Genomic DNA, 4707 nt, shown 5'->3' on the forward strand with positions numbered 1-4707 from the left:
AGTTCTTTGAAAACTGAACGAAACAAACAACGTGAACGTCAATTTTTATTTTTAGATGCTAGACAAACTAACTTTATTGGAGAGTTTGATCCTGGCTCAGGATGAACGCTGGCGGCGTGCCTAATACATGCAAGTCGAGCGAATGGATTAAGAGCTTGCTCTTATGAAGTTAGCGGCGGACGGGTGAGTAACACGTGGGTAACCTACCCATAAGACTGGGATAACTCCGGGAAACCGGGGCTAATACCGGATAATATTTTGAACTGCATAGTTCGAAATTGAAAGGCGGCTTCGGCTGTCACTTATGGATGGACCCGCGTCGCATTAGCTAGTTGGTGAGGTAACGGCTCACCAAGGCGACGATGCGTAGCCGACCTGAGAGGGTGATCGGCCACACTGGGACTGAGACACGGCCCAGACTCCTACGGGAGGCAGCAGTAGGGAATCTTCCGCAATGGACGAAAGTCTGACGGAGCAACGCCGCGTGAGTGATGAAGGCTTTCGGGTCGTAAAACTCTGTTGTTAGGGAAGAACAAGTGCTAGTTGAATAAGCTGGCACCTTGACGGTACCTAACCAGAAAGCCACGGCTAACTACGTGCCAGCAGCCGCGGTAATACGTAGGTGGCAAGCGTTATCCGGAATTATTGGGCGTAAAGCGCGCGCAGGTGGTTTCTTAAGTCTGATGTGAAAGCCCACGGCTCAACCGTGGAGGGTCATTGGAAACTGGGAGACTTGAGTGCAGAAGAGGAAAGTGGAATTCCATGTGTAGCGGTGAAATGCGTAGAGATATGGAGGAACACCAGTGGCGAAGGCGACTTTCTGGTCTGTAACTGACACTGAGGCGCGAAAGCGTGGGGAGCAAACAGGATTAGATACCCTGGTAGTCCACGCCGTAAACGATGAGTGCTAAGTGTTAGAGGGTTTCCGCCCTTTAGTGCTGAAGTTAACGCATTAAGCACTCCGCCTGGGGAGTACGGCCGCAAGGCTGAAACTCAAAGGAATTGACGGGGGCCCGCACAAGCGGTGGAGCATGTGGTTTAATTCGAAGCAACGCGAAGAACCTTACCAGGTCTTGACATCCTCTGAAAACTCTAGAGATAGAGCTTCTCCTTCGGGAGCAGAGTGACAGGTGGTGCATGGTTGTCGTCAGCTCGTGTCGTGAGATGTTGGGTTAAGTCCCGCAACGAGCGCAACCCTTGATCTTAGTTGCCATCATTAAGTTGGGCACTCTAAGGTGACTGCCGGTGACAAACCGGAGGAAGGTGGGGATGACGTCAAATCATCATGCCCCTTATGACCTGGGCTACACACGTGCTACAATGGACGGTACAAAGAGCTGCAAGACCGCGAGGTGGAGCTAATCTCATAAAACCGTTCTCAGTTCGGATTGTAGGCTGCAACTCGCCTACATGAAGCTGGAATCGCTAGTAATCGCGGATCAGCATGCCGCGGTGAATACGTTCCCGGGCCTTGTACACACCGCCCGTCACACCACGAGAGTTTGTAACACCCGAAGTCGGTGGGGTAACCTTTATGGAGCCAGCCGCCTAAGGTGGGACAGATGATTGGGGTGAAGTCGTAACAAGGTAGCCGTATCGGAAGGTGCGGCTGGATCACCTCCTTTCTATGGAGAATTGATGAACGCAGTTCATCAATAAACGTTGACTTGTTTTGTTTCGTTCAGTTTTGAGAGAACTATCTCTCAAGTTTAAATGTATGTTCTTTGAAAACTAGATAACAGTGTAGCTCATATTTTTTTAATTTTAGTTTGGTTAAGTTAGAAAGGGCGCACGGTGGATGCCTTGACACTAGGAGTCGATGAAGGACGGGACTAACGCCGATATGCTTCGGGGAGCTGTAAGTAAGCTTTGATCCGAAGATTTCCGAATGGGGAAACCCACTATACGTAATGGTATGGTATCCTTACCTGAATACATAGGGTATGGAAGACAGACCCAGGGAACTGAAACATCTAAGTACCTGGAGGAAGAGAAAGCAAATGCGATTTCCTGAGTAGCGGCGAGCGAAACGGAATCTAGCCCAAACCAAGAGGCTTGCCTCTTGGGGTTGTAGGACATTCTATACGGAGTTACAAAGGAACGAGGTAGACGAAGCGACCTGGAAAGGTCCGTCACAGAGGGTAACAACCCCGTAGTCGAAACTTCGTTCTCTCTTGAATGTATCCTGAGTACGGCGGAACACGTGAAATTCCGTCGGAATCTGGGAGGACCATCTCCCAAGGCTAAATACTCCCTAGTGATCGATAGTGAACCAGTACCGTGAGGGAAAGGTGAAAAGCACCCCGGAAGGGGAGTGAAAGAGATCCTGAAACCGTGTGCCTACAAATAGTCAGAGCCCGTTAATGGGTGATGGCGTGCCTTTTGTAGAATGAACCGGCGAGTTACGATCCCGTGCGAGGTTAAGCTGAAGAGGCGGAGCCGCAGCGAAAGCGAGTCTGAATAGGGCGTTTAGTACGTGGTCGTAGACCCGAAACCAGGTGATCTACCCATGTCCAGGGTGAAGTTCAGGTAACACTGAATGGAGGCCCGAACCCACGCACGTTGAAAAGTGCGGGGATGAGGTGTGGGTAGCGGAGAAATTCCAATCGAACCTGGAGATAGCTGGTTCTCCCCGAAATAGCTTTAGGGCTAGCCTTAAGTGTAAGAGTCTTGGAGGTAGAGCACTGATTGAACTAGGGGTCCTCATCGGATTACCGAATTCAGTCAAACTCCGAATGCCAATGACTTATCCTTAGGAGTCAGACTGCGAGTGATAAGATCCGTAGTCAAGAGGGAAACAGCCCAGATCGCCAGCTAAGGTCCCAAAGTGTGTATTAAGTGGAAAAGGATGTGGAGTTGCTTAGACAACTAGGATGTTGGCTCAGAAGCAGCCACCATTTAAAGAGTGCGTAATAGCTCACTAGTCGAGTGACTCTGCGCCGAAAATGTACCGGGGCTAAATACACCACCGAAGCTGCGAATTGATACCAATGGTATCAGTGGTAGGGGAGCGTTCTAAGTGCAGTGAAGTCAGACCGGAAGGACTGGTGGAGCGCTTAGAAGTGAGAATGCCGGTATGAGTAGCGAAAGACGGGTGAGAATCCCGTCCACCGAATGCCTAAGGTTTCCTGAGGAAGGCTCGTCCGCTCAGGGTTAGTCAGGACCTAAGCCGAGGCCGACAGGCGTAGGCGATGGACAACAGGTTGATATTCCTGTACCACCTCTTTATCGTTTGAGCAATGGAGGGACGCAGAAGGATAGAAGAAGCGTGCGATTGGTTGTGCACGTCCAAGCAGTTAGGCTGATAAGTAGGCAAATCCGCTTATCGTGAAGGCTGAGCTGTGATGGGGAAGCTCCTTATGGAGCGAAGTCTTTGATTCCCCGCTGCCAAGAAAAGCTTCTAGCGAGATAAAAGGTGCCTGTACCGCAAACCGACACAGGTAGGCGAGGAGAGAATCCTAAGGTGTGCGAGAGAACTCTGGTTAAGGAACTCGGCAAAATGACCCCGTAACTTCGGGAGAAGGGGTGCTTTCTTAACGGAAAGCCGCAGTGAATAGGCCCAAGCGACTGTTTAGCAAAAACACAGGTCTCTGCGAAGCCGTAAGGCGAAGTATAGGGGCTGACACCTGCCCGGTGCTGGAAGGTTAAGGAGAGGGGTTAGCGTAAGCGAAGCTCTGAACTGAAGCCCCAGTAAACGGCGGCCGTAACTATAACGGTCCTAAGGTAGCGAAATTCCTTGTCGGGTAAGTTCCGACCCGCACGAAAGGTGTAACGATTTGGGCACTGTCTCAACCAGAGACTCGGTGAAATTATAGTACCTGTGAAGATGCAGGTTACCCGCGACAGGACGGAAAGACCCCGTGGAGCTTTACTGTAGCCTGATATTGAATTTTGGTACAGTTTGTACAGGATAGGCGGGAGCCATTGAAACCGGAGCGCTAGCTTCGGTGGAGGCGCTGGTGGGATACCGCCCTGACTGTATTGAAATTCTAACCTACGGGTCTTATCGACCCGGGAGACAGTGTCAGGTGGGCAGTTTGACTGGGGCGGTCGCCTCCTAAAGTGTAACGGAGGCGCCCAAAGGTTCCCTCAGAATGGTTGGAAATCATTCGTAGAGTGCAAAGGCATAAGGGAGCTTGACTGCGAGACCTACAAGTCGAGCAGGGACGAAAGTCGGGCTTAGTGATCCGGTGGTTCCGCATGGAAGGGCCATCGCTCAACGGATAAAAGCTACCCCGGGGATAACAGGCTTATCTCCCCCAAGAGTCCACATCGACGGGGAGGTTTGGCACCTCGATGTCGGCTCATCGCATCCTGGGGCTGTAGTCGGTCCCAAGGGTTGGGCTGTTCGCCCATTAAAGCGGTACGCGAGCTGGGTTCAGAACGTCGTGAGACAGTTCGGTCCCTATCCGTCGTGGGCGCAGGAAATTTGAGAGGAGCTGTCCTTAGTACGAGAGGACCGGGATGGACGCACCGCTGGTGTACCAGTTGTTCTGCCAAGGGCATAGCTGGGTAGCTATGTGCGGAAGGGATAAGTGCTGAAAGCATCTAAGCATGAAGCCCCCCTCAAGATGAGATTTCCCATAGCGTAAGCTAGTAAGATCCCTGAAAGATGATCAGGTTGATAGGTTCGAGGTGGAAGCATGGTGACATGTGGAGCTGACGAATACTAATAGATCGAGGACTTAACCATATAATATGAAGCAA

2 rRNA genes are annotated in these 4707 nt (G+C 51.2%); both read left to right on the forward strand.

What is annotated here, in order from left to right:
• Window positions 1-73 precede the first annotated feature (73 nt).
• Window positions 74-1625, forward strand: a 16S ribosomal RNA gene (locus C7G42_RS34675).
• Between the two features lie 146 nt (window positions 1626-1771).
• Window positions 1772-4693: ribosomal RNA gene (locus C7G42_RS34680) — 23S ribosomal RNA — on the forward strand.
• Together the 16S and 23S rRNA genes form the textbook arrangement of a ribosomal RNA operon.
• Window positions 4694-4707: the final 14 nt, after the last annotated feature.

Origin of the sequence: Bradyrhizobium sp. MOS003 (assembly GCF_003020125.1) — a bacterium.
Classification (GTDB): Bacteria; Pseudomonadota; Alphaproteobacteria; order Rhizobiales; family Xanthobacteraceae; genus Bradyrhizobium.